Genomic DNA, 23,802 nt, shown 5'->3' with positions numbered 1-23,802 from the left:
CGTTATTTTCCCCGGAGTTCAGGGCCCCATCAGGTCGGCCAGAAACTCCGAACCCGGCTCCACGCCCGTGATGCAGACACGATCGCGGGCACGGGTGCAGGCGACGTAGAGGAGGTGGCGCTCGGTCTCGAAGATCTCGTCCAGCTCGGACTCCTCCGAGGCCGATTCGATGCGCTCCTGAAGCGGCATGACCTCGTCATCGCAGGCCATCACGACGACGGCCTTGAACTCGAGCCCCTTGGCGAGGTGCATGGTGCCGATCGCGATGCGGCCGTTCTCGGCGTCGCCGCGGTCCTGCAGGGTGACCCAGGGGTGACCTGACTGCTTGGCGGCGGCCTTGGCGCGGTCGATCTGGTCGAACGTGCGAACGAAGATGCCGACCTCCTCCGGGGCCATGCCATCGGCGACGATGCCGGCAATCCAGGCGGCGACGTAGGCGGTCTCGTCCTCTGCCGTGTCGAACAGGCCGACATCCGGCTCCGGTCCGTCGAAGACGGAGATCGTGCCCTTGCGCTGGTCCTCGACGCCGTCGACATCGCGCACCTGCGCCGGCAACAGCAGGTCGGCCCGCCGGCGGATCTGGTGGGAGGTGCGGTAGTTGACCTTCAGCGTCGAGGAACGCCCGCGGACGTCCACCCCCTGCGACAGCCAGGAGAAGGGCTGCTGGAAGATGCGCTGGCCCAGGTCGCCGGCAAAGAACAGGCTGTCGGGGCCGTCCGGCACCAGAGCGGCGAGGAAGCGCAGCTGCGGGATGCTGATGTCCTGAGCCTCGTCGATCACGGCGGCGGTGAAGGGCTTCTTCTCGCGACCACGGTGGTGTTCGGCGACCCGGGCGACGGCCTCGGCCCAGGTGACCACGTTGCGCGCCTTCAGGATGGCCAGGGCGCGCTCGAACAGCGCCCACAGCGCCTCGCGCTGGTTGCCGCCGATCCGGGTGCGGCGGCCGAGGCGGGAGACGTCCCGGTAGGCCTCCCAGGTCCGGAGCTGCCAGGCATCCACCACATGGCGCCACTCGTTGACCAGGAAGCGGTGCGAGAAGCGCGTCTCACCCCGCTCCTTCGCCGCCGCGGTGAGCGCGGCCTCGACCTGCGAGACCGACGCGATGTTCGGCGTGACCCCGAAGGCATCCTCGAACAGGCGGTGGGCGACCCCGTCCACATAGGTGACGGTGATGCGCCCCGCGGCCGGGTCCCCGGAGTCGAGTAGGTGGGAAAGCTTCACCTTCAGCGCCTGGGCCAGCGCCTTGGAAAAGGTGGCGAGAAGCACACGGGCGTCGTCGGAGCGGCGCGCCAGATGGACCGCGCGGTGCAGCGCCACCACCGTCTTGCCCGTGCCGGCCGAGCCGGTGACCCGCGCCGGCCCGCCGTAGCGCCGTTCCACCAGTTCGCGCTGGCTGGGGTGGAGGAAGACCGTCCACGTGTCCCACGGCGACTCCAGCGCCTGCCGGAGTTCGTCGAGGTTGGCGACGGTGCGGAAGCGGCGCTGGGCGTCGGGATGGGCAAAGGGATCGGCCGAGGGCGGGGCCACGACGGGCGGCGCCGGCTTGCCGCCGACCGCCAGCTCCAGCAGCGCCTCGAGGGCCTCCTGCGGCAGATGCCCTTCCAAGTCGAACAGCCCGTCCTCGTCGGTCTGGCGGATCCAGTCCAGCCAGTCCGGCGGGACGCCGTAACTCAACAGCGTCTCGTCGGTCAGTTGGTCGAAGATGCCGGGCGCGGCCGGCGCCAGCGGCGCCTGGGCGCCGTAGCCGGAGCGCGGCGCCGCGGCGCCGAACGCGGTCTCCTCCACCACATGGTGGACGAACTCGACGAACTGGGCAGCGCCGGTGGTCGGATGCGCCTCGATGCGCCGTTTCTCCGCCCAGCCGTAGGCGTCGTCGTGATGGTCGACGTAACAGAGCAGGAAGTTGCCGTCGGTCTTGTGGACGACGATCCGCAGATCGTCGTTCACCCGCACCGTCCAGAAATGCGGATCCCGCGATCGCTCAACCCGATGGAACTTCAATCCCGGCGACGACGGGTCGATCTGGAGGTCAAAGGCTGTCGTCTTGACGGCCTTTTGCTCTTTCCCCGGAAGGCGGGCTAGGCTCTGGGTAAAAGTTTCAGATATTGAAAATTTCATCTTCTCTTTTTTCCTATTTCAAATCTCTGAAACCTTCAATGCCGAAGTTTTCCTCCAACTTCTTTGACATATCGCGCGCCCAGTCATAATCTCTTAGGAGATCTGAGAACACTTGAAATCTATTGTATGCTCGCATCGAATTTGGGTACTCCAGGACTTTCTCAGCCAAACCGCCCAGGATGGCTTGAGGCTTACCCGTCGCAACATTACCAACAGCCTTTCCAACTTCTGAAGCGGTAAATATTTTCCTCAATAGTGATGGCTTTTTGAACTCACCTGCAACGGAGCGTGACCAATCCTCTTTCCATTGGGAAAGGATTTCCTTCCTTTTTGAGAATTCATTAGCCGAAGCGATATCCATCGAGAACCTCGACTGAAGCTCTCGAAGGCCTCGATAGTCGCTCCTCATCTTTTTAAGAATCTCGGTCGCGCTTTGCCCTCCGTGAGTCTGATCGACCATCAGCGCCGTAAATGGAGGAAAGTCCTTAATAATCTCATCTGACTGGTCGATGGTGTACTCTATTATTTCAACGTTTGTTGCCTTCACGAAAGCAGAAAATTCATGGTACTTTTCTGCAACGAAATATCGGGTGACATCCCGCTTTTCGAAAATATCGTCCAATCCGTTTAAGGAAAGCGGAAGAACTTGGTTTGCAGAAAATTTATCCGTCAATTCATTGCAGAGACAAGCCTGCCAGAGCCTCAAGTTGGCCATTGATATCGCTCCGAATGACGATATCTCCTCCCAATCGTTTTCAGCAGCATCCCCATTGTGTTGAAGGTACCACTTTTTGTCTTCTTCTTTAAGCTTCTCAAATTTTTCAAAATTCAGATTAAGATTGAAACTTATCCCATCAATGATATCGCAAGAATGAGCGATGTCTGTTTTCGCATAAAATTTAAATACCCCATCGACAGAACCAAGTTCTTTGATCTCGTCGTAATCAGCATAACGCTCCGGAAGAAGGACATAATCATAAAGTATGTATGACTCAACAAAAGCCTCTACCCGAGAAATAAATTCCGCAGTCAGTGTTTTCTTCCATGGCTTTAAAAACGAAACCGCTGCGTCTGCAGACCAAATAGATAAACAAGATCTGCTGGACGATTCAGGGATGTTCATTCTGCTATCTCCATTCTTATGATTAGGATGCCATGCTCAATGCACATTCATCGCGCCACTGCCACAGCAGTTCGGCATCTCGGCGATTTCGCAATAGGCAAATGTATTGAGCTGTGCCCTGGAGCCATCGATCAGATATTTACCATTGATTCTCGCCCCTCTGATGCGGTCTTTGCCTCATCGGTTAAGTTCCGCGAAGCGCCGCTATATTTCGTTGACGGGTGCAGGTATGGCCGCGACACCCTCGCCTTCTAAACAGTCGGAACCACAGCGACTTCCTCAGACAACTCATCGGGTTCGCACACCGGTCCTTCACGCAAGATGGACTGAGCAGCAAAGCCAATCTGGCGCGTAGTGACCGCGTTCAGCCCCCCGCTTACAAGACCGCCAACAATTGGAACAAATTTCGTAAGGTTGATCACACCCGAAGTACCGGCCTTGGTGACCAGCCTTATACCCACAGCCTTGTTGATCTCGATCAGTACCTTGCCTGGGATTTTCGCGATCACGTTGGCGGTCAGCCGGGTGCCGACCTTCACACCCGCAGCCCGCACCGCTTCGGCGGCGCTGGACCCGAGCATGCTGAGCAGCGCCAACGTCTTCAGCCGGTCAGACTTCGGGTCCCAACCGTACAGCAGAGCAATTACCGCAATCATGCGCATCTGAAGGTAAGTGCTTAAGGTCAAATCGGCCGGTATGGTCACGACGCCGAAGGCCAAGCCAGGCAATCCTAATAGAAAGCCTGACCCTGCGGCCTTTGCCGTTTGCCAATCAATAAAGTTCTCTACGCACTCGTCCGGCGTGCGTCCGCTCTTCTTGTATTCTTCATAGAGCTGATAACAGGATTTTTCAGGGTTCCACTCACTTTCCGCAAGAACGACTCCATCCCAAACGGAATCGAGGAGATCATACATCCAATTCTTTTGTTCGACTAAGGCGCCACCGTCTGTGTTGGACATTTCAAATCTCCGATGTGCAATGTGTATTGCTTGTACGAGCTATGCTCCGGCTGCGTCACACCCGATACACCTTCATCACCTCATCCCCGAAGTGGTTGATCACCTTCACGGCGATGCGGCCGCTCGAGGGGCGCGGGAAGGGGCGGGAGGTGTCGCGGTAGAGGCTTTCCCAGGCTTCCTCGTCGATCTCGGCCTTCAAAGTCGTCTTCAGCGACTTGTAGGGGTCCTGGGCGCCGAGGAAGTAGGCGTGGCGGACGAAGAAGCTCTCCTCGTCGTAGTCGGTGTCGATGAACCAGGCGGCGATGTCGTCGGTGCCGCCGGCGCGGACTTCGCCCTTCTGCGGGTCGAAGATGTCCAGGCCCAGGATGCGCACCCGCAGTTCGCCGTCCTCCTCCTTCCGGATCTCGATGTCCGGTTCGCCGAAGACGACGAACAGGTTGCCGGAGCCGGTGTTCTTCAGGTCGTCGGCCATGTGCAGGTCGGGGTTCATGCGGGCGCGGACGATCTGCAACGGGCCCATCTTCGCCAGTTCCGAGGCGTGGGCGTCGAAGTTGAAGGCGCAGGCGATCAGCAGCTCGAAGCCGGCGTCCCGGGCCTCGCGCGCGGCGGCGGTCAGGTCGGGGCGGGAGACGGTGCCGAACTCCGGGCCGATGAAGATGGCGGCGCGGCGCTCGCGGTCGCCCTCCATGTAGCGAGCGTCGGCGGCGACGTACTCGCCGGGCCAGGGGGTCAGGCTGGTGAAGGTGATGCGGTCCTTCTTGTCACCCTGGTGGACACCGCTGGCCTTCAAATGGTCGAGCATGACCGTGGCGAAGTCGGTCTCCTCCCACTGGTGCGGAGCCTTCTTGCGAACAGGGGCCTGGGTCCGGCGCGGCTCCGGCCGGCCGGCCTCGACGGCGTCGGCGGCCACCAGCTCCTCCCACAGCTCCTCGTCCTCGGTGGGGAGGACGCGGTGGGGCGACAGGCTCTCCACGGTGAAGGGGCCGGCGACGCGGACGCGGTCGGTGTCCTCGTAGGGCTTGTCGTAGAGGAACTCCTGGTCGGCCTTGTCGGCGATCGACTTGTCGATCGCCTGCTGGCGGGCGATGCGCGCCTCCCACCAGCGGCCGTGCAGGTCGATGGGTTTGGCGTCGGTCCAGGGATCGTCCGGGAACTCCGGCAGGGTCTCCGCCGTGTAGTCGCGCTTGAGGAGGCCGTTCAGCTTCTTGAGCTGCGGCGCGACCGAGGCGCCGTCGGCGAGGCGCTTGCGGATGGCGGCGTGCAGGGTCTGCGCGGCCTCCGGCCAGGGATCGGCGGGGCGGCGGGGGATCTCCCACTCCTGCCAGTCCTGGTTCCGGCCGAGCGCGGCGTTGAGATCGTGGCGCAGCGGCTCCAGCACCGCCTGCCAGCGGTCCCAGATGACGTCGATCTCGGCGTTGTTGGCGATGGATTTCAGCGTGATGTGCGGCACGCGGCGGTAGACGAAACCCTGGCGGATGTCGCCGTAGCTCGCCCGCTGCGCCGGCGGGGTACCGGACACCTCCGCCTCCTTCAGCAGCCCGTCGGGCGAATCGGCGAGGTGGTAGTAGGGGTACTTGGCGCCCATCAGCCGAGCGCGGGCGAGTGCCAGCGCCACCCGCGAGGTGTCGATGGTGATCCAGCGCCGCCCCCACTGCTCGGCTACGAAGGCCGTCGTGCCCGACCCGCAGGTGGGGTCGAGAACGATGTCACCGGGGTCGGTGGCCATCAGGATGCAACGGGCAATTAGCTTACTCCCGGATTGGACAACGTAAACCTTGTCGTCCGTGAAGCTACCTGTGCCAACATCATCCCAAACGTTATCTATTGGAGACACCGGGAAGTCTTGCAAGAGCCGAACATACCGAAGACTATTACTTGCCTGAAACAATCTAGAAGCCTTGGAAAGACGTTCCATACCCGCAAAATGCGTCTTGTAATTTGACTGCGCCCCTGAGTCGTAATCTTTCCCGCGGAACCTAAACACTCCTGTCGTGTTTGAGCGGTATCCTTGAGACAAAATATTGTCAGGGGCAAAAATATGCCAACCTTCTTCAGCTTTTCCAGTTTCCGTTTCCTGACGGGTTAGACCACGCGCAAGGCTGCGGTCAAAACTGACAGCTCTATTATAGCCCCCACCCGCAAGTTTATCGGTAAAAGTCTGTCTAAATTTCATGCTCCTTTTTGATTTTGCAAAGAAAAGAATAATGTCTATAGGCGCCGCAAGAAACCCAGATGTAGTGCCGCCTGACTTTCTAGCGTAAATTTCCGCAATGAAGTTTTCTTCGCCAAATATTTCTTCAAGTATTGCCCGCACGCGATGGACGTTCTCATCCCCGATCTGCACGAAGATCGACCCGCTCTCGGTCAGCAAGTCGCGCGCCACCGTCAAGCGGTCGCGCAGATAGGTCATGTAGGAGTGGATGCCGTCCTTCCAGGTGTCGCGGAAGGCCTTGACCTGCTCCGGCTCGCGGCTGATCTGGTCGAGCTTGCCGTCCTTCACGTCGCGGGACCGGGTGGACACCTGCCAGTTGGAGTTGAACTTGATGCCGTAGGGCGGGTCGAAGTAGATGCACTGGACCTGCCCGCGCAGCCCCTCCTTCTCCGCCAGCGAGGCCATGACCTGGAGGCTGTCGCCCAGGATCATGCGGTTCGCCCAGTGCTTGTCGTGCTGGTAGAACTCCAGCTTCGCTTCCTCGTCGGGCAGACCGTTGAAGTCGTTGAAGAAGTCGAACTGGGAGCCGGCCGCCTCGCCGCGCGCCGCCTCGCTGCGGCGGCGCAGGTCGTCGATGATGGCCTGGGGGTGGATCTTCTCCTGGATGTAGATCGGCGGCGCCTGCACCACGAGGTCGGACCAGTCCTGCTGGTCCTTGCCGCGCCAGACGAGCTGCGGGTCGAGGTCGGGGTTGCGCGGGCGGGTGGCGCCGGGTTCCAGCGGCGTGTCGCGCGGATAGACCACGGGTTTCGGCGCCGCGTCCTCCGCCTCGACGAAGGATTGCTGCTCGGCCGTCGGGATGTTCTTCCGCGTCGCCTTCTTGTGGACGAGGGAGTCGACGTCCTTACCGTTGCGCGCCATCACGCAGTCTCCAGCTCAACCGTGTTGTCCGTGTCGCCGGCCTCAGCCGTATCCTCGGCGGCGACCTCCTCTTCGGCCTCATCGGCCCCGTGTTCGTCAACCACCGCCTTGCCCAGCGCCCCGGCGACGACGCCGGCCAGCGCATCCATGCGCGCGGCGAAGAAGGCCTCGAAGTCGTCGTTGCGCAGGTGCGCCGGCTCGATCAGGTGGCTGCGCAGGATGTCGTCCAGCGCCTCGGGGCTCAACCCCTGCCGCTGCTCGATGCGGCGCAGGTAGACGGACGGCGCGTCGCCGCCGATGGCGATGTTCGACGCCTTGGACAGCGGGGTCTTGTTGACGATGGAGTTGAAGACGTTGGGCGGGATGCCCTTCTTCTTGCACCAGGCCTGCGGGAAGATGTGGTGGATGTCGATCTTGTCGTTGAAGAAGGTCATCAGGTCGGTGGGCCGGCCGTTGATGAAGTCGCGGCAGCCGGAGCGCATCAGCAGCGCGTGCAGCCCCTTGTAGGCGGCGGAGATGCGTTGGCGGAGCGAGCCCAGGCGGTCGCGCTGGAACAGCGCCTCGTCCACCGACCGCGGGTGCAGGCCGGCGCCGGACAGCCACTCGGCCAGTTCCGGAACGTCACGGGCGAGGCGCGACTCCGTGCTCGACCCGTAGAGTTCGCCCAGCGTGATCGACCAGAACCAGCGCGCCAGCTTCTCCTTCGCCGCCGCGGTCTGCGCCGCGCGGCCGAGGATGGCGAAGGTCGCGGCCAGCCCGACGATCAGCGTGGGATAGGGCACATCCTTGTGCCAGATGATCTTGTGCTCGTTCAGGAAGCTGCCGGCCTCGACGAAGCCCTGCTCCACCGCGTCGGCGTGCTTCTGGTAGGCGTGCAGCGGAAGGCCCAGCAAGGCGTCGCGGTTGCAGCTGACCTGCGGCAGTTCCTTGACCTCGATCTTGCCCTTGTCCCGCATCAGCTCGGCGGCGCGGGCGAGGCGCAGCTCGCGGGTGTGCAGCAGCGTGCAGGCCTGGAGGAAGTCGGTGCTGGCGATCTGGCTGAGAACGTCACGCCGGTTCGGCGAGCCGATGATGCGGGCCCGGCGGGCCGCCCAGTCCTCCCGCAGGTTGGCGCCGCTGGCGGCGTAGATGGCGGTGACCAGCTCAAAGGCGTCCAGCTTCTTGCCGCCGACGTTCACCTTCTCGAACACGAGGCAGATGGCCTCGCGGCTGTTGCGCTTGTCGAGACGGATGATCGGCATCTCGTAGCGGCTGATGCGATCAACCACGCCGCGATCGAAATCCCGTTCGAGATCAGCAACGTCGCGGCCGCGCGCCCGCCAATAGTCGCGCCAATCGAAGAACCAGTTGCGGCTGTCGAAGACCAGATTCAGCGGAAAGGCGTCGGCCTCGAACTGTCCCTGCGGGGTGGAGAGGTCGCAGACGATCTCCCGGCCGAAGTTGCGCCGGATGACCCGGTCGGCGGGCACTCCGATGATGGCCTCCTCGAAGTCCACGCCGCCGGCGACCGCCTTCTTGATGTCGATGAAGTAGTAGCGCTCGACCTCAGTCCCCTTGGGCGTCCGCGTGCGGACGGGCCGCATGGACCGCGTCGCCTGATAGAGGGAGGTGATGCGCTGCTGCCCGTCGAGGAGCAGTTCCGCCGGCCGGACATCCTTCGCCGGGACGCCGGCGAGCAAGCGTGGCTTGAACTCGATCTCGCCGCCGGTCTCGAGCGTCAGAAGCGCCCCGACGGGGAAGCCCTTGGCGACGGAGGCGACGAGGCTGCGCACGTCGGCGTCGCCCCAGACGTAGTCGCGCTGGAACTCGGGCAGTTGGAGGCGCCCCTCCTCGGCGGAACGGAGGATGTCCCGGAGGTCTTCCTTGGTGGAGTCGAACATCAGGCGGCCTTGTCCTGCAGGAATGACTGGATCAGCTCGCCGAAGCGCTGCTCGATCTCGAAGACGTGGTGGAACTCGGCGAAAGCCCAGCGGCCGTAGCGGCCAAGGTTGTTCACGCCCGGAACCCAGAGATTGTTCATCGTCTCGGCCTTGAGCTGGGCGTCGCCGCGCCGGTAGCCCTTGATCTCGATGATCAGGTTGAGCGGATCGGGGTGCCCGTCGTCGACGTGCAGGATGAAGTCGGGGATGTACTTGCGCGGCGTGGAGCCGTCGCGGTACGGCACCTCGAACCCCAGGCCTTGGTTCTTCACGTAAGCCAGGACGCTGGGATGCTCCTCGGCGACGCGGGCGAACTCCACCTCCCACTCGCTGTCGCAGATGACGAGGTTGACGTGGCAGTGCTTCGCGCTGGTCTCCCACCGCAGTTCCTTGCTGGTGGTGAAGTTGACGAAGCGGGTGGAGCCGGTCGGGTTGTAGGGGTCGAGGATCGCCTTGATGCGGCGTTCCCCTTCCAGCCCGGCCTGGCAGGCGAGGTAGATGCGCTCCGCCGCTTGGTCGGCGATCTCCTGGTACATCAGCTGCGCCGGGAAGGTGCCGCCGGCGCACTTCAGGTGGCCGGCGTCCAGCCACTGCTTGGTGATGCGCTTCAGCGGGCCGAAGAGGTGCAGCTTCGGCTCCTCCCCCGGATCGCGGAAGTGCTTGAACAGCAGGTGCTTGGCGAGGTTGTAGGCGATCGTGCTGGGGCGGACCTTCTCCAAGTGGTCGACGTTCAGCGTCACGCCCTCTCCAACGATGCCCTCGAGCAGGACAGAGCAGGGGCCGACGAGTTCCGGCGTCAGATAGAGGGTCGAGTTCTCGGAGAAGGTCGCCGACAGCCGCTCGTTGGGCAGCTCGACGCGGTAGCCCTCGACGCGCGGGTAGAGGATCTCCAGGTCCGCCCGCTCCTTCACCGCGTGCACGCGCACCGTCTCCCGCGGTGTGGCCGGCTTGGCGACGACCGGCTTGGCGGTGAAGTCGAAGGGGATGCCGAGGACGTCCGCGTACTCCGCGTTGAACAGGCCCTGGTCGTTCAGCTCGTAGGACTGGCGGCGCAGCGCCCGGCCAACGACCTGTTCGCAGAGAAGCTGCGTTCCGAAGGCGCGCACGCCCAGGATGTGGGTGACCGTGTTGGTGTCCCAGCCCTCGGTCAGCATGGACACCGACACGACGCAGCGGACCTGCTCGCCCAGTCGGCCCTTGCGGCCGACCGTGTTCATCACCTCGCGCAGCAGGTCCTTGTCGGTCAGCTTGTCGGCGGCTCCTGCGCCGTCGCGCTGGACCAACTCACGCTTGAACTGGTCGATCTCCTCGGCGGCGGCGGCGCGGAACTCCGTGTCCAACGCCTCGTCGGACTCCAGTTGCTCGCTGTCGATCAGCAGGGTGCGCATGCGCGGCAGGCGGTTGCCGTAGTCGTCGTAGTTCCGGAACAGCTCCAGCCGGCCCTGGTTGAACTGGGTGTTGCCGTTCTCGTCCGTCCGCGTCCAGCCGGAGATGAACTCGTAGACCAGCTTGGACGACGACGTGTTGTTGCAGACGATGATGAACACCGGCGGCACGCCGATGCCCTTCTCCTCCCACAGGTCGAAAACCTTTGTGTAGTGGCCGTAGAGGGCTTGCAACGCTGTCTGAAGCTCGGAACGCAGGGAGAGAGGATCCAGTTCACCGCCCTTGCCGCGCCCCTTCTTCGGCATCTTCTTGCCGATGTGCTCCCACAGGTTCCGGTAGACCGGCATCTCTCCGGTCGGCAGGTTGTCGGCGACGGGGACGCGGGGCAGCTTGACGATGCCGCACTCGATGGCGTCCATCAGCGAGAAGTCGCTGACCGTCCAGGGGAACAGCGTACCTTCCGCGTAGCCCGAGCCGCGCAGGAAGAAGGGGGTCGCCGACAGGTCGTAGACACCGCGGACGCCCAGGTGGCGCTTCACCGTCTCGATGCCGGTGATCCAGAGGCGGGCGGCCTCGTTGTTCTTGTCCGCTTCCTTCTTCTCGTCGCCTGTCAGCCCGTCGTCCACACCGGGCCGCTCGCGGTAGCAGTGGTGCGCCTCGTCGTTCAGGACGACGAGGCTCTTCATGCCCATCAGATCGGGCATGACGCGCTGAAGCATCTGCCCTTCCGTCTCGGCGGTGTTCAGGTCGCCGTCGCGTCCCTTCAGCAGGGCACGGCCGAGCTTCGACACCTCCATGCGCTCGCGCAGCTTGAAGGCGTGGTAGTTGGTGATGACGATCTTGGCCTTGTCGATGTCCGGCAGCATGTCCGCCGGCACCAGCTCCCGGTTCTTGTAGTAGCTGTCCGGGTCGTTCGGCTGGAGGACGCGCAGGCGGTCCTTGATGGTGATGCCGGGGGTGACGATCAGGAAGCCCTTGCTGAACCGCTTGCTGTTGGGATGGCGGACGGCGTTCACCGTCTGCCACGCGATCAGCATCGCCATGACCGTCGTCTTGCCGCTGCCGGTCGCCATCTTCATGGCCATGCGCAGCAGTTCCGGGTTCGCCTGGAGGTTCGCGCCCTCGACGTGTTCCAAGAACTTCTTGTACTGCGCACTGCTCGGCGCGACTTCGGTTAGCCAGATGATCGTCTCGACCGCTTCGACTTGGCAGAAGAAGGGACGGACCCCGTTGAACTCGTGATGGCGCCAGTGCTGGAGCAGCCTCGCCGTCGCCGGAGTCACCTTCCAGTCAGTGGGATTGGGCAGGTTGCGCCAGGAGTCGACGTGCTGCCGGATCTCGTTGATGATCGGAGTCGGGTTGTACTCGACCTCCGCTGTCGTCAGACCCTGCTGGTCGGCGAAGACGAAGCCGGCCTGATCGGCAGGCGCCGCCTTGCCTTTCTTCTTCTTCGGCTTCGGAACCGGCGTGATCAGTTCCGACCGGCGCCTGCCGGCGACCGGGGGACGGTCCGTCGGCTGACCGTCTGCGTCGAGATCGTGATGGAACCGGGGCGGCTCGTAAGGGGAATTCAGGATCGGCTGCTCAAAGAACCGTTCACTCATCTCCTCACCTCCGCCCACTGGGCAGCAGCGGAGCAGCCGCAATTGTACGCTTCCTGGCCCACGCGACTCCCCCTACCCACTTCGTTTTGGGGAGTCTACCGAGGTAGCGACGGCGAATCCACTAAACCCTGCAATCAGGAGTGCAATATCTGGTCGGAGACATATCTTGGTATGCCATTTCCTGAGCCGTCGAACTGCATCACGGGCAGCATATCCTTTCAACAAGGGGACGCAGTGAACCGCTCATCCATCACCAGCCGCTACAGTGACGGGCCAGGCGTGTTGATAAAACTTCCTCTCCTAGTTCTCAGTGGCGTGCGGGTTTCTCCGCCCATCGATCCGCCACCTTGAATGTGCCATCCGACTGTGCCATCTCTGTGCCGTCGGTCGGTGTCGAAACCGTTGCGGGCCAAGGCTGGCAAGGGTTTCAGGAGATGTCGGTTGGGGGTCCTAGTCCCCCAACCAACCTCTCTCTAGGAAATTCAATAGCTTATCAGATATGAGCCCGAATGGGCGGGAAATCGGACACGTAGCCGGTGACGGTTTACCGCCTTGGGCGCTGCCGCTCTGGACATGACGAAAGGTTGTGTGTCCATGGCTGCGAACGCCAAGAACCGCTTTCTTCGCGTACTAGGTGGACGGTATGATTTGGTCCGTCGCATCTCTTCCGATCTTCGTCCCCGGTTCAGTGGACACCTCAGCTAAGCTCCGCGTGGAGCGGGAAGGTGTCTGATGATGAAGACGAGGCGGTCGTTCACGGACGAGTTCCCGGCCCGGCTCATGTGCATGGTGCTCGGGGTGTCCGCCAGTGGTTACTACGCTTGGCGTAGGCGTCCGGAAAGTAGTCGGGCTGCTGCCACAACCGGCAGCTTCTGGCCGAGGTCCGACGCATCCATGGTCATCGCCATGGTTGCTATGGCAGCCCGCGCGTGCATGCCGCCCTTCGTGCAGAGAGCGGCACCGCCAGCCGGGGCCGAGTGGCGCATCTGATGCGCCGGGACGGTATCCGGGGCGTGGCCGCACGCCGGTTCCGGCCCGTCACGACCGGCAGCCGCCATGGCCTGCCGGTTGCTCCCGATCTGCTGTGCCAAGCCTTCCGGGTGGCCCAGCCCAACCGGGTCTGGCTTGCCGACATCACCTATCTTCCCACCGGCGAAGTTTGGCTGTATCTGGCGGCTATCCTCGACTTGGCGACCCGGAAGAGATCGTTGGATGGGCGATGCGCGACCATATGCGCGCCGAACTCGCCACTTCGGCCCTGGTCATGGCCATCCAGCGCCAAAGGCCAGCCGTAGGCCTCATCCAGCATTCCGATCAAGGAAGTCAGTATGCCTCCCGGGACTACCGCGACCTGCTGCAGGCGGCCTGCATGCGGCAATCCATGTCGCGCAAGGGCTGCTGCTATGATAATGCTCCCATGGAGAGCTTCTTCCACACCCTCAAGGTCGAGTTGGTCCACCGTACTCGGTTCGAAACCCGCGACCAGACCCGCCGGGAGGTGTTCGCCTACATCGAAACCTACTACAATCGCCAGCGCACCCACTCGGCCATCGGCTACATCACGCCCGAACAGGCCGAGCTACGATCCGCGGATTCATGCTCGACCGGCGGACTGAACCGTTCCAGCGGCAGCGACTTGATAGTGCCGTCGACTGCAGTCACCGAAACATACGGAATGCGTGCGGCCGAAAGGGGATAAGGCGAGCCAAGCCGATGGCGATCCCGATACCGTGTAGCATCACGGTGGATAGAACGAAGCCCAGGCCATAAAAAAGCGGGTCTGCTGTCTGCGGCATCTCCGTGCCGTGCGCATGCCCATGCAGGACGGCAAAAGCTCCGACCAGGATCGTGGCAGCAGCCACCGGCACGCGCTTGTTCAGCAGAACCAGTAGCCCGAGAACGACAATCGAGGCGGCAGTCCCGGCCTCGACGGCCGGCAACTCGATCCCGGCCATGCCGAGCACAGCACCGCTGGACAGCATAGCGATGAAAGCCGTCGGCAGCAGCCAGATCGCACGGCCGCCATTCTGTGCCGCCCAAACGCCGACCGCCAGCATCGTCAACAGATGGTCGATTCCAGTCAGCGGGTGGAGGAGTCCCTGCAGGAACATCGCGTCCCCGGCATGGCCAGGATGGGCAGCGACTGGCAGAGCCAGCGTCGCCGTGAGAATTCCGGCAAGGCCGGCGGATAGGAACCTGTTCATCTGAATGATCTCCTCAGGGGTTTGGCCGGCCGTGTCGCCCCGGTTAGGCGAGCAGAGAGGCTTTCAGGTGCCCTCTCCCGGCCTCCGCCTCGTCGACTTGGCGAAGCAGGTCGAGGGTGACCTGTGCGTCGGCTTCCTCGACGCGGGAAAGTGCGAAGCCCATATGGACCAGGACCCACTGCCCGATCTCGTTGGAAAGGGGGCTGCCCGGTTCGGCGATGCAGGAAAGGTTGACCTCCCGACTTTCGCCCAGGATCTCGGCAACGGCGAGCATCCGTCCGGCATCGGCGATAGTGATGATCCTGGCCGGCACTCCAAGGCACATGGCAGGGCTCCTTATTGCGGCGGTCACGCCACTTCCAGTTCGACCAGCGTTAACTCGTCCCCACCGCGAGGGGACAGGCGGAGGCTGCCGCAGGCTGGGCAAGGAGCGAGCCGCGTCGGGACCTCCCTTTCGCAGGCGCAATCCTCACACCAGACCAAGCCGGGCGGCTGGTCGATGTCTACCATCGCTCCGTCGGCCAGTGTATCGCGCCTGATCACGTCGAAGGCGAAGCGAAGAGCCTCCGGATCGACACAAGCAAACCGACCCACCGCCATCTTGATCCGCGTGACCCGACGGAAGGCGTGCCGTTGCGACTCCTCCTGCAGCAATTCCAGCAACCGTTCGCACAGTGACAGCTCATGCATTGTCCTTCTCCGCTCTGGGAGCCGGCAGTCGCGGGCCAATGGCCCTGTTGGGACCTGCGTGAACAACGTCCCGTCGGATCAATCGGGCGCTTGGCGCGTGATCGCCGGGAATGCGGATATGGCAGTCCGATGACATGCCGATCAGTCGGTGGACTGTTTAGATCGGCTTCAATAAATATCACTGCCTCGGGGGTGGCGCAAACATAAAAGGATGGAATATACATGGCAATGACTTAGAGATGCATGACGATAATTCATTTCTATGAACCGATAATCAGATATTATCTTTGTAAACTCTCAGATTATTTCTTGATGGGCTGGAATGTCGCATGTCTTTCCGTAATTCGTTGGCGCAGAGTCGGTCAGCGGGCGCCTGCCTGACCTTGCCGCCGTGATCCATGCTTCAGAACAGGCAGCACCGGCGGTACGCCATGACGGACCGCCCGGGCGGCGTCCGCGCCTTTCCGTCCGCAAATGTCGCCACAGCCAGGGTTTCGGCCACATCATGGACCATGCAACCGCCTGTACGGCCCCGCTTCCGACTCCGCTTTCCCTGGGCCGATCCCTGGGCCGTGGCGGGGCCCGGCTGGTGCCGGCGACCGTCTGCACCGGATCGGGCATCGACAGCCGGGAGGAAATGATCGTCGACGAGGCGCCGGTCGGGCTGGTCTATGCCGACGATCTCTTCGCCGTCATGCTGGCGACGCCGACCGACCTGGAGGATTTCGCCACCGGCTTTTCCCTCAGCGAAGGGATCGTCGGCAGCGCCGAAGAGCTGTCGGTCACCGCAATCGACGAACTGGCGGACGGTGTCCGCATCCGCATGCAGTTGCCGGTGGAGCGGCTCGCCGCCCTGCTGCGGCGCAAGCGCAACCTGATGGGCGGGTCCGGCTGCGGCCGCTGCGGCACCGACAGCTTCGCGGAGACGCTGCGGCCGCTCGATCCCGTCACCTCCACCGCCCGCATCGCGCCCGACGCGATCCGCCGTGCCATGGCGGCCTTGCCATCCGGACAGACCCTGAACCGGCAGACCGGCGCCGTCCATGCCGCCGGCTTCGCCATGCCCGACGGCGAACTGGTGGCGGTGCGTGAGGATGTCGGGCGCCACAATGCGCTGGACAAGCTGATCGGCGCGCTGGCCCGTGCCGGAACCGATCCGACGGTCGGCTTCGTCGTGGTGTCGAGCCGCTGTTCCTTCGAGATGGTCCACAAGACCGCCGCCGCCGGCATCCCGCTGATCGCCGCCATTTCCGCCCCGACCTCGCTGTCCGTCGGCTTCGCCGGGACGGTTGGGGTGGGGGTGGTCGCCTACGTGCGCGACGGCCGCTTCACCGTCTATGCGGTGCCGTCGCGGGTCGCGATGCCCGATTGACTCAGGCCTGAAAGACAAAGCCCGCGCGCCGGTTCGTCGCCGGCCCGCGGGCTTTGTGATTCAGCGGGTCGCCATCAATGCGTCGCCGCCGGCTGCCCCATCGAGGACAGCGGCTTGCGCGACGGCAGCGGGGTCAGGCCGCCCAGCCCCTTGCGGTAGATCAGCCAATAGATGCCGCCGACGAACACCGAACCGCCGACGATGTTGCCGAGCGTGGCGAACAGCAGGTTGTGCAGGATGCCGCCCGCCGTGATCGCCGACACGTCCAGCCCGGCCGGCACATGGCCCGTCACCTTCAGCAGATAGGCCAGCGGCAGGAAATACAGGTTGGCGATGCAGTGCTCGAACCCGGCGGCGACGAAGGCGGCGACCGGCAGGGTCAGCGCCACGATCTTGTCGGTCACCGTGCGGCCGGCATAGGCGAGCCAGACGGCGAGGCAGACCAGCAGGTTGCACAGGATGCCCTTGAAGAAGATCGTCACCGCGTCGGGCGCGATCTTGCCGATGGCGAGCTTCAGGACGGCGCCGCCGACCGCGCCGTTGTTCATCTCGGTGTGGTGCGACATATAGATCAGGAAGACGAGGCCCATCGCCCCGACGGCGTTGCCGATCCAGATCGTCGCCCAGTTGCGCAGCACCTGTGCCGTGCTGATCTGGCCGTTGGCCCGCGCCATCACGATCAGGCAGTTGCCGGTGAACAGCTCCGCCCCGCCGACCATGACCAGCGACAGGCCGAGCGAGAAGACCAGCCCGCCCAGCAGTCGCTGGATGGCAAAGCTCAGCGCCGGATCGGCCAGCACGATGACGAAGAACATGCCGCCCAACCCGATGCCGCCACCGGCGACCACCGCCAGCATGAAGCTGGGCAGGAAGGGCATGGTCGCCTTCTTCACCCCCAGCTTTTCTACCTTGTCCTGAATCTCGGCGGGCGAATAGGCGTCCATGCCGAGAACCGGCGTGTCTTTCGATGCAGGATCCGTCATGGCGAAATTCCTCCACTTGTCTTGAGTTGCCTCGATACTTGCATCAGCCCACCGTTTTGTAGGCATCGAAACCTTCGCCGCGGACCAGCTGAGCATGCACGGCCTCCACGGAGCTGCGGACGGTCGTGGTGACCGGCGCAAAGAAGCTGGTGTCCTGCGGCTGGATGCCGAGGAACAGGATCTCCGGCACGGTTTCCCGCAGGCTGTCGATCAGGAAATTCAGCGGGATGGCGTGGGTGGTGACCATGAACTGCTCGGCGACGCTGTCCTGCTCGATCAGGCGGACTTCGCCCGGCGGCAGCTCCATGTCGGCGGCATCGACGATCAGCACCCGATGCGGCGCCAGCGAGCGGATGTGGTGGGTGTGGTTTTCCGGGACATCCTCGCCATCCACCACGGTCCAGCCGGGGGCCGGCTGCTCGTCGAGCAGCTGGGCCAGCAGCGGGCCGGCGCCGTCGTCGCCGCGCAGGACGTTCCCAACCGTGAATACGACATCGGTCATGACAGCCGTCTCCCCATCAGATAGATCGCGGGCTCGCGCCGGATGGCGTCCAGTGCGGTGCGCAGCCGGTCGAGCCAGGCCGCCACGTCGGGCGGGGCGGTGGGCAGCGCCGCGTCGATGGCCGTCATCAGCGGCCGGATGTGGGTGCTGTCCACCGTGATCTCGCCGAAGCGCAGCAGGCCCGACAGCTTGCGGTGCGCCTCCTCATTGTCCTTCAGCGTGTCGAGAACGCGGTCGAACACCGCGGTGGTGCAGCGGAAGGCCGGCTTGAAGCAGTCGAACACGCCGATGTGGTGCCCGATGGCCAGCGAATAATAGACCACCTGCCGGGCATCCTCCGGAATATCCTCCTTGCGCTCCAGCACCTTGGCGTTCAGCTGGTAAAACATCACCTCCGGTGCGGCACCCCGGCCGGCGCGCAGGCCGGGGATGGAGCCGGGATCGGCGGCCTGTGCGAGGCTGTTCATGGCGTCTCTCCCCGGATGGCCTGCTGCACCACCTCGGCCAGCCGGCCGATGATCTCGGCGCGGCGCGGATCGCGCTCCTCGCCGATGGCCTCCAGCATCCGTTCGGACAGGGTGAAGGATCCCGGCGTGTGCGCGTGCCCCTCCAGCAGGGCCATGAACTCCTCGGCGATGTCGCGGCCCTGGCGGTAGCCGGCCATCCGCCGCGCCTCGCGTTCCAGCCGGACCCGCAAGGCATAGGGGATGTCGGGATGGGGCAGGGCGGCGGTCTCGCCGGCGGCCTCGACATGGGTCTCGGCCTTCAGCTTCTGCTCCAGCAGGCCCAGCGCCACGGCGAAGCCGTGGATGGTCGCGGCCGGCGTCGGCGGGCAGCCGGGGATGTAGACATCCACCGGCACGATGTTGTCGGTGCCGCCCCAGACGCAGTAGAGGTCATGGAAGATGCCGCCGGTGCAGCCGCAGGCGCCGTAGGAGACGACGATCTTCGGGTCGGGGGCCGCCTCGTAGGCGCGCAGCGCCGGCATCCGCATGGAACGGGTCACCGCCCCGGTGAACAGCAGGATGTCGGCATGGCGGGGCGAGGCCACCACCTTGATGCCGAAGCGCTCGGCGTCGAATACCGGGGTGATGGACGAGAAGATCTCGATCTCGCAGCCGTTGCAGCCGCCGCAATCGACGCGATAGACGTAGGCGGAGCGCTGGATGTTCTTCAGCAGCGCCTTCTTCATCGTCGCGATCTGTTCGCTGGTGGAGACCGGCGACATCTCCGCCACCAGGGTCTTGGGGTCTACGGGGACGTTCATGGCGTGGTCTCCAGTTCCTTGGCCGGCTTTCCGGTTTTCGAGAGGCCGGCTTCCATCTGCCGGGCGATGCCCATGCCGGCGATGTGGTGGACATCCTGGGCGCGCTTGCAGGCCGGGCAGGTCGCGGCGGTCAGCCGCAGCCGGTCCGCCTCCTCGGCGCTGCGGGCCGACTGGCTCAGCAGGCGGGCGACGTAATCGACCTCCTTGGCCGGGGCGAAGGGCTTGCCGCAGCAGGCGCAGTCGGCCAGCGTGAAGACGGCCTTGCGCGTCAGGTCGGCCTTGCTGCCGACCGCCAGCTCGAAATCGTCGGACAGGCGGATGGCGCCGGTCGGGCAGGATTCCTCGCAGCGGCCACAGAAGACGCAGCGCCCGTAATTGATCGACCAGGTGCGGCTGCCGGCGGTGGTGTCGGTCTCCATCTGGATGGCGTTGGCCGGACAGGCGACGGTGCAGGCCGCGCAGGCGATGCAGTCCTCCGCCTTGTGTTCCGGCTTGCCGCGGAAGTCCTTGCAGACCGGCATCGGGGCGAAGGGGTATTTGACCGTCGCCTCGCCCGTGCGGAAGATTTCCTTGAGTAGCTTGAGCATCTCTGGCCCCCGTCACTTCAGCGGTGAATCCGTGCGTTCGCGGCAGTAGCGCTCCATCTCCTTGTAGGCGATGGTCTTGGAGCGCTTCTTGCGGACGTCCACCACGGTCACGCGGTCGGTGCAGGAATAGCAGGGGTCGATGCTGCCCACGATCAGCGGGGCGTCCGACACCGTATTGCCGCGCAGCATGTAGCGCAGCACCGGCCAGTTGTTGTAGGTCGAGGCGCGGCAGCGCCAGCGGTAGAGCTTCTGGTTGTCGCCGGTCATCGACCAGTGGATGTCCTCGCCACGCGGCGCCTCGGTGAAGCCCAGAGCGAACTTGTGCGGGACATAGGTGAAATCCTCGGTCAGCACCGGGCCGGCCGGGGCGTTGTCCAGCAGCTTCTCGATGATCCACAGGCTGTCGAAGAACTCCGCCACCCGCACCAGCGTGCGGGACAGCACGTCGCAGCCCTGTTCGACATGGACCGGCATGTCGAGCAGCCTGTAGCCGGCGAAGGCATGGTCGGCGCGGGTGTCGCGGCGGTGGCCGCTGCCGCGCACCACCGGCCCGACCGGGCTGTAGTCGCGGGCGATCTGCGGGTCGAGCCGGCCGACGCCCTTGACGCGGCCGCTGACGTTGGCGGTGGACAGCAGCACGTCGACCAGCCGGGTCACGTCGTCGCGCAGCTCGGCGACCAGTTCGCGGGTCTTGGCCTGCTGGTCGCCCAGGATGTCGCGGCGCACGCCGCCGATCAGGTTCAGCGCGTAGGTCTTGCGCGCGCCGGTCAGCAGTTCGGCCAGAGTCATCGCCTTCTCGCGCACGCGGAAGAACTGCATGAAGCCGGTGTCGAAGCCGATGAAATGGCAGACGAGGCCGAGGTTCAGCAGATGGCTGTGCATCCGTTCCGTCTCCAGCAGGATGGAGCGGATGGCCTGGGCCCGCGGCGGCACCTTGATGCCCAGCGCATTCTCCACCGAACTGGCATAGGCGACGCTGTGGGCGTAGCCGCAGATGCCGCAGACACGGTCGGCCAGGAAGGTGACGTCATTGTAGCCCATCCGCGTCTCGGCCACCTTCTCCATGCCGCGGTGGACGTAGAACATGCGGTAATCGGCGTCGATGATGTCCTCGCCGTCGACGAACAGGCGGAAATGGCCGGGCTCGTCCGACGTGATGTGCAGCGGCCCCAGCGGGACGACGCGGGTCTCCTGCTTGGCCTCGTTGATGAACTGGTAGGTCTCGTCGTCGCTGGTCGGCGCCGGGCGCAGCCGGTAGTCCATCGAGTCCTTGCGCAGCGGATACAGCTCGTCGGGCCAGTCGTCGGGCAGGACGAGGCGGCGTTCGTCCGGCAGCCCGACCGGGCGCAGGCCGAACATGTCGCGCGCCTCGCGCTCGCCCCAGACGCAGGCGGGCACCCTGGGGGTGACGGACGGGTATTCCAGCGTGTCGGCCGGCACCTCGCAGCGCACCACCACATGGCACTTGTCGCCGCCCTCCATCGACAGGACGTAATAGACGGCGTAGCCGCCGTTCAGCGGCCGTTCGTCGTTGCCGACCACCACCGACAGCCAGCCATTGTGGTCGTAATAGAGGCTGGCGACGACGTCGGGCAGCGAGACCGGCTTGACCGTGATGGTGACCTGGGACTCGGTCTGCCAGGATTCGTCAATGATCGCATGGGGCAGGCTCTCGCGCAGGGAGGCGATGTAGCCGCTCCCGACCCGGTCCGGAGTGATGAGGTTCATTTTGAAATCTCCGTCTGCGAGAGGCTGCCGGTCACCAAAGAACCGTCAGCGCGGACCGTGTCGTATTGTTGCCAGGGGGCGGCCACCACCGGGCGGCTGTCGCCGTTCATCACCACTGTCGTCGCCTGCTGCACCAGAGTGGACAGCGGCTGCGGCACGGCGAAGCCCAGCGTCAGCACCAGCACCGCCAGCACGCCGAGCGGGGCGAGCGCCTTCCAGCCCACGTCACCCTTGGCCATCGTCTCCGGGCTCTTGCCCAGCACGCTGTCGGCGACGATCTTCACCAGACCGGCGATGGTGATGCAGAGGAACAGCGCGCACAGCGCCATGATCCAGCCATAGCCTTCGTTCAGCCCGGCCATGAAGACCATGAATTCGCTGACGAAGATGTTGAAGGGCGGGAAGCCGGCCAGCGCCAGGGCGCAGCCCATCATCAGCAGGCCGGTGGCGGGCGCCACCCGCAGCACGCCCTTCACCGCCCGCAGGTCGCGGGTGCCGTATTTCATCAGGACGTTGCCGGCGCTGCAGAAGAACAGGGCCTTGGTGACGCTGTGGTTGATGGCGTGCAGCAGGGCGGCGGCGATGCCGAGCGGCCCGCCGACGCCGAGCGCCACGACGATCAGCCCGACATTCTCGATGCTAGAATAGGCCAGCTTGCGCTTCAGATCCTGCTGCACGAAGAACAGCAGCGACGAGACGCCGACCGACAGCAGGCCCAGCGTCAGCAGCAGCATCTGCGGGAAGCCGGTGCCGACCGTGCCGACGGTGATGACGTAGAAGCGGATGACGATCAGCAGCGCGCATTTCAGCAGCACGCCCGACAGCAGGCCCGACACCGGGCTCGGCGCCTCGGAGTGGGCGTCGGGCAGCCAGGCATGCATCGGGAAGATGCCGGCCTTGGTGCCGAAGCCGATCAGGGCGAAGACGAAGGCCAGCTTGACCAGCATCGGGTCCAGCTCGGCGGCATGGCCGACCAGGGCCGTCCATAGCACCGCCTGATGCGGGTCGGCCAGAACGTCGGCGGCGTTGGAGAAGACCAGCACCGTGCCGTAGAGGCCGAAGGCGACGCCGACCGTGCAGATGATGACGTATTTCCAGGCCGCTTCCAGCGAGGATTTCTGCCCGTACAGCCCGACCAGGAAGGCGGATCCCAGCGTCGTCGCCTCGATCGCCGCCCACATCATGATGATGTTGTTGGCGGTGACCGCCAGCAGCATGGTGAACAGGAACAGGCTGAAGAAGCCGTAATAGATGCGGACCTTGCTGGCGTCGATCACGCCGGCTTCGAGGTCATGGCGGATGTAGGCGATGGAATAGAGGCCGGTCATCAAGCCGACCACGCCGATCAGCATCATGAAGACGGCGCCGAGCGCGTCGACGAACAGCCAGTCGCCGAAGGCGGAGATGGCTCCGCTCGACAGCACCTGGATCAGCGCCGCGATGCTCAGCAGGAAGACATAGCCGATGGAGCCCAGATGGATGCGCTCCAGCAGCGTCACGCTGCCCTTGTCGGTCGCGAAGGCTTCGGGCAGGGAGTCCCGGAACCAGGGCAGGGTCAGCAGGAACAGCGCCACCGCCAGCGGACCGATCAGCAGAAGTGGGGGAAGGATCGAGGGTACCATGGCGGTCATCCCTTCAGGCTCGTGAGCTGGCGCGCGTCGAGCGTGTGCAGCGTGTCGAAGATCCGCGATCCCAGCGCCGCCATCACCACCACCGCGAAGATGGCGTCGGTGGCGATGCCGATCTCCACCAGCTCCGGCGCGTTGGGGGCCAGCAGGGCCAGGGTCAGGTGCGACCCGTTCTCCATCAGGCAATAACCGAACACCTGCTTCAGGATGTTCCGCTGCGCCACGATGCAGGCGAGGCCGATGAAGAACAGGGCGAGCGACACCGCCAGCGCCGGCTTGATGGCGTCGGCCGCCGGCAGCATCACCTTGGACGCCACGACGAAGCAGAGGATGAGGGCGACCGCCGCACCGACGATGGACAGCGCCGTCGGCATCACCGCACCGGTGCCGATGGCGGGATCGCTCAGCCGGCGAAAGGCGCGGTACATGATGGCCGGGACCAGGATCACCTTGGTCAGCAGCGCGGTGAAGGACCAGAGATACAGCTCGCCCGACCCGGTGGCCCCGGCCAGCGCCACGAACAGCATCACCAGGATGAAGCTTTGCAGCGCGTAGAAGCGGGCGGAGTTGGCCGGATTGCCGGCGAGCGTGACCAGAAGGGAGCTGACGATCAGCAGGCCCGACAGGCCGTTGACGATGAGAAATCCGTTCATGACCGT

18 protein-coding genes and 1 pseudogene are annotated in these 23,802 nt (G+C 64.3%); 2 read left to right on the top strand and 17 right to left on the bottom strand.

What is annotated here, in order from left to right; translation table 11 throughout:
• Window positions 1-18: 18 nt before the first annotated feature.
• The 6 genes from E6C72_RS15075 to E6C72_RS15050 all read right to left on the bottom strand — a co-directional run bounded on the left by E6C72_RS15075 (window position 19) and on the right by E6C72_RS15050 (window position 12,182).
• Window positions 19-2,118, bottom strand: coding sequence for a 3'-5' exonuclease (locus tag E6C72_RS15075; protein ID WP_109083902.1), 2,100 nt, complete (start codon window positions 2,116-2,118; stop codon window positions 19-21).
• Window positions 2,119-2,131: 13 nt separating this feature from the next.
• Window positions 2,132-3,241 (bottom strand): hypothetical protein, encoded by a 1,110-nt coding sequence (locus E6C72_RS15070; protein ID WP_136700773.1) that lies wholly within the window; start codon window positions 3,239-3,241, stop codon window positions 2,132-2,134.
• Window positions 3,242-3,492: 251 nt separating this feature from the next.
• On the bottom strand, window positions 3,493-4,200 hold the full coding sequence (locus E6C72_RS15065; RefSeq protein WP_109083904.1) for an EcsC family protein: 708 nt from the start codon (window positions 4,198-4,200) through the stop codon (window positions 3,493-3,495).
• Window positions 4,201-4,255: 55 nt separating this feature from the next.
• Window positions 4,256-7,273, bottom strand: coding sequence for a site-specific DNA-methyltransferase (locus E6C72_RS15060; RefSeq protein ID WP_109083905.1), 3,018 nt, complete (start codon window positions 7,271-7,273; stop codon window positions 4,256-4,258).
• The gene (locus E6C72_RS15055) at window positions 7,273-9,153 is read right to left on the bottom strand and encodes a DUF262 domain-containing protein (protein WP_109083906.1); all 1,881 of its coding nucleotides are present in this window, start codon (window positions 9,151-9,153) and stop codon (window positions 7,273-7,275) included. Before E6C72_RS15055 ends, E6C72_RS15060 begins: the two co-directional genes overlap by 1 nt.
• Window positions 9,153-12,182 carry a BPTD_3080 family restriction endonuclease gene (locus E6C72_RS15050; protein WP_109083907.1) on the bottom strand — a complete coding sequence of 1,010 codons (3,030 nt, stop codon included), beginning with the start codon at window positions 12,180-12,182 and terminating at the stop codon, window positions 9,153-9,155. Before E6C72_RS15050 ends, E6C72_RS15055 begins: the two co-directional genes overlap by 1 nt.
• Before the next feature lie 765 nt (window positions 12,183-12,947).
• On the opposite strand from E6C72_RS15050, the pseudogene E6C72_RS15045 reads away from it, so the two are divergent.
• Window positions 12,948-13,761: pseudogene (locus E6C72_RS15045) on the top strand (IS3 family transposase); the annotation flags it as partial.
• A gap of 79 nt (window positions 13,762-13,840) precedes the next feature.
• On the opposite strand, the gene E6C72_RS15040 reads toward E6C72_RS15045, so the two are convergent.
• From E6C72_RS15040 to hypA, 3 genes are read right to left on the bottom strand one after another with little or no spacing between them, the layout of a single operon-like run.
• Window positions 13,841-14,386: a HupE/UreJ family protein gene (locus E6C72_RS15040; protein ID WP_109083908.1), complete on the bottom strand. Its 546-nt coding sequence runs from the start codon at window positions 14,384-14,386 to the stop codon at window positions 13,841-13,843.
• Between the two features lie 43 nt (window positions 14,387-14,429).
• Entirely contained in the window at window positions 14,430-14,711 is a 282-nt protein-coding gene (locus E6C72_RS15035; protein ID WP_109083909.1) for a HypC/HybG/HupF family hydrogenase formation chaperone, read from the bottom strand.
• A 23-nt stretch (window positions 14,712-14,734) separates the two neighbouring features.
• On the bottom strand, window positions 14,735-15,076 hold the full coding sequence (hypA, locus tag E6C72_RS15030) for a hydrogenase maturation nickel metallochaperone HypA (protein ID WP_109083910.1): 342 nt from the start codon (window positions 15,074-15,076) through the stop codon (window positions 14,735-14,737).
• Between the two features lie 505 nt (window positions 15,077-15,581).
• Between hypA and fdhD the strand changes: the two genes are divergently transcribed.
• Window positions 15,582-16,448 carry a formate dehydrogenase accessory sulfurtransferase FdhD gene (fdhD, locus tag E6C72_RS15025; protein WP_109083911.1) on the top strand — a complete coding sequence of 289 codons (867 nt, stop codon included), beginning with the start codon at window positions 15,582-15,584 and terminating at the stop codon, window positions 16,446-16,448.
• Window positions 16,449-16,522: 74 nt separating this feature from the next.
• On the opposite strand, the gene E6C72_RS15020 is transcribed toward fdhD, so the two are convergent.
• Genes E6C72_RS15020 through hyfE form a run of 8 tightly spaced genes read right to left on the bottom strand, consistent with a single transcriptional unit; the run spans window position 16,523 to window position 23,796 of the window.
• The gene (locus E6C72_RS15020; RefSeq protein WP_109083912.1) at window positions 16,523-17,431 is read right to left on the bottom strand and encodes a formate/nitrite transporter family protein; all 909 of its coding nucleotides are present in this window, start codon (window positions 17,429-17,431) and stop codon (window positions 16,523-16,525) included.
• Between the two features lie 43 nt (window positions 17,432-17,474).
• Window positions 17,475-17,933: a hydrogenase maturation peptidase HycI gene (gene hycI / locus E6C72_RS15015; protein WP_109083913.1), complete on the bottom strand. Its 459-nt coding sequence runs from the start codon at window positions 17,931-17,933 to the stop codon at window positions 17,475-17,477.
• A complete protein-coding gene (locus E6C72_RS15010) occupies window positions 17,930-18,400 on the bottom strand; it encodes a formate hydrogenlyase maturation HycH family protein (protein WP_109083914.1) in 471 nt (156 codons plus the stop codon). Before E6C72_RS15010 ends, hycI begins: the two co-directional genes overlap by 4 nt.
• On the bottom strand, window positions 18,397-19,200 hold the full coding sequence (locus E6C72_RS15005; RefSeq protein ID WP_136700772.1) for an NADH-quinone oxidoreductase subunit B family protein: 804 nt from the start codon (window positions 19,198-19,200) through the stop codon (window positions 18,397-18,399). The genes E6C72_RS15010 and E6C72_RS15005 overlap by 4 nt, the downstream gene beginning before the upstream one ends.
• On the bottom strand, window positions 19,197-19,787 hold the full coding sequence (locus tag E6C72_RS15000; RefSeq protein WP_109083915.1) for a formate hydrogenlyase complex iron-sulfur subunit: 591 nt from the start codon (window positions 19,785-19,787) through the stop codon (window positions 19,197-19,199). The genes E6C72_RS15005 and E6C72_RS15000 overlap by 4 nt, the downstream gene beginning before the upstream one ends.
• Before the next feature lie 12 nt (window positions 19,788-19,799).
• A complete protein-coding gene (locus tag E6C72_RS14995; RefSeq protein ID WP_109083916.1) occupies window positions 19,800-21,515 on the bottom strand; it encodes an NADH-quinone oxidoreductase subunit C in 1,716 nt (571 codons plus the stop codon).
• Window positions 21,512-23,146: a hydrogenase 4 subunit F gene (locus tag E6C72_RS14990; protein ID WP_109083917.1), complete on the bottom strand. Its 1,635-nt coding sequence runs from the start codon at window positions 23,144-23,146 to the stop codon at window positions 21,512-21,514. The genes E6C72_RS14995 and E6C72_RS14990 overlap by 4 nt, the downstream gene beginning before the upstream one ends.
• A complete protein-coding gene (hyfE, locus tag E6C72_RS14985; RefSeq protein ID WP_109083918.1) occupies window positions 23,143-23,796 on the bottom strand; it encodes a hydrogenase 4 membrane subunit in 654 nt (217 codons plus the stop codon). The genes E6C72_RS14990 and hyfE overlap by 4 nt, the downstream gene beginning before the upstream one ends.
• Between the last annotated feature and the right edge of the window lie 6 nt (window positions 23,797-23,802).

The sequence above is a fragment of the Azospirillum sp. TSH100 genome, from assembly GCF_004923295.1.
Taxonomy (GTDB): Bacteria; Pseudomonadota; Alphaproteobacteria; order Azospirillales; family Azospirillaceae; genus Azospirillum.
The sequence above is the reverse complement of the archived record's forward strand: the minus strand, read 5'-3'. Positions and strand labels throughout refer to the sequence as shown.

Excerpts from the sequence above, each read along its gene's own strand:
- E6C72_RS15075 (WP_109083902.1), bottom strand. The coding sequence starts at position 2,118 with ATGAAATTTTCAATATCTGAAACTTTTACCCAGAGCCTAGCCCGCCTT.
- E6C72_RS15070 (WP_136700773.1), bottom strand. The coding sequence starts at position 3,241 with ATGAACATCCCTGAATCGTCCAGCAGATCTTGTTTATCTATTTGGTCT.
- E6C72_RS15065 (WP_109083904.1), bottom strand. The coding sequence starts at position 4,200 with ATGTCCAACACAGACGGTGGCGCCTTAGTCGAACAAAAGAATTGGATG.
- E6C72_RS15060 (WP_109083905.1), bottom strand. The coding sequence starts at position 7,273 with ATGGCGCGCAACGGTAAGGACGTCGACTCCCTCGTCCACAAGAAGGCG.
- E6C72_RS15055 (WP_109083906.1), bottom strand. The coding sequence starts at position 9,153 with ATGTTCGACTCCACCAAGGAAGACCTCCGGGACATCCTCCGTTCCGCC.
- E6C72_RS15050 (WP_109083907.1), bottom strand. The coding sequence starts at position 12,182 with ATGAGTGAACGGTTCTTTGAGCAGCCGATCCTGAATTCCCCTTACGAG.
- E6C72_RS15040 (WP_109083908.1), bottom strand. The coding sequence starts at position 14,386 with ATGAACAGGTTCCTATCCGCCGGCCTTGCCGGAATTCTCACGGCGACG.
- E6C72_RS15035 (WP_109083909.1), bottom strand. The coding sequence starts at position 14,711 with ATGTGCCTTGGAGTGCCGGCCAGGATCATCACTATCGCCGATGCCGGA.
- hypA (WP_109083910.1), bottom strand. The coding sequence starts at position 15,076 with ATGCATGAGCTGTCACTGTGCGAACGGTTGCTGGAATTGCTGCAGGAG.
- fdhD (WP_109083911.1), top strand. The coding sequence starts at position 15,582 with ATGGACCATGCAACCGCCTGTACGGCCCCGCTTCCGACTCCGCTTTCC.
- E6C72_RS15020 (WP_109083912.1), bottom strand. The coding sequence starts at position 17,431 with ATGACGGATCCTGCATCGAAAGACACGCCGGTTCTCGGCATGGACGCC.
- hycI (WP_109083913.1), bottom strand. The coding sequence starts at position 17,933 with ATGACCGATGTCGTATTCACGGTTGGGAACGTCCTGCGCGGCGACGAC.
- E6C72_RS15010 (WP_109083914.1), bottom strand. The coding sequence starts at position 18,400 with ATGAACAGCCTCGCACAGGCCGCCGATCCCGGCTCCATCCCCGGCCTG.
- E6C72_RS15005 (WP_136700772.1), bottom strand. The coding sequence starts at position 19,200 with ATGAACGTCCCCGTAGACCCCAAGACCCTGGTGGCGGAGATGTCGCCG.
- E6C72_RS15000 (WP_109083915.1), bottom strand. The coding sequence starts at position 19,787 with ATGCTCAAGCTACTCAAGGAAATCTTCCGCACGGGCGAGGCGACGGTC.
- E6C72_RS14995 (WP_109083916.1), bottom strand. The coding sequence starts at position 21,515 with ATGAACCTCATCACTCCGGACCGGGTCGGGAGCGGCTACATCGCCTCC.
- E6C72_RS14990 (WP_109083917.1), bottom strand. The coding sequence starts at position 23,146 with ATGACCGCCATGGTACCCTCGATCCTTCCCCCACTTCTGCTGATCGGT.
- hyfE (WP_109083918.1), bottom strand. The coding sequence starts at position 23,796 with ATGAACGGATTTCTCATCGTCAACGGCCTGTCGGGCCTGCTGATCGTC.